Origin of the sequence: Enterococcus sp. HMSC076E04 (assembly GCF_001814285.1) — a bacterium.
GTDB lineage: Bacteria > Bacillota > Bacilli > Lactobacillales > Enterococcaceae > Enterococcus_B > Enterococcus_B lactis.
The window spans coordinates 1-461 of the sequence record NZ_KV815624.1; the positions used below are offsets into that span (position 1 = coordinate 1).

At 40.3% G+C, this 461-nt stretch carries 1 protein-coding gene; it reads left to right on the forward strand.

What is annotated here, in order from left to right; all coding sequences use genetic code 11:
- Positions 1 to 92 precede the first annotated feature (92 nt).
- Positions 93 to 461, forward strand: a 369-nt coding sequence (locus HMPREF2961_RS10510; RefSeq protein ID WP_024636453.1) for a LysM peptidoglycan-binding domain-containing protein, incomplete at its 3' end; no start/stop codon positions are given.

Consider the following 461-nt stretch of genomic DNA (forward strand, 5'->3'; position numbering starts at 1 on the left):
GCTTCTTTTACCTATGAAATATTTTCACGTGTTAAAGTATTCCTCGTTGAACACAACAAATAAAACTTTTTAACGAATAAAGGAGATTTTTCATGACATCACTTAAAACTTTACTTTTTGGAACAACTTTGGCTGCCGGTGCTGCATTCTTCATGGGAACGACTGCTCATGCGGACGAAGCTTATACCGTTCAATCAGGTGATACTCTATCAACGATTTCTCAAAAATACGTTGGTGACAACTCCTTGATCAATGCCATTGCAGAATCAAATTCAATTTCTGACATTAACCTGATCTACTCAGGACAACAATTAACGATTCCAACAGAAGGCTCTGCACAAGCAGCTGCTGAACCTCAAGCAGCCGTTCAAGAAGCACCAGTCCAAGCTGAACAACCTGTTGTACAAGAAACGGTTCAAACAGAAACACAAGCAGCCCCTGTTGCTGAAACACAATCTGCT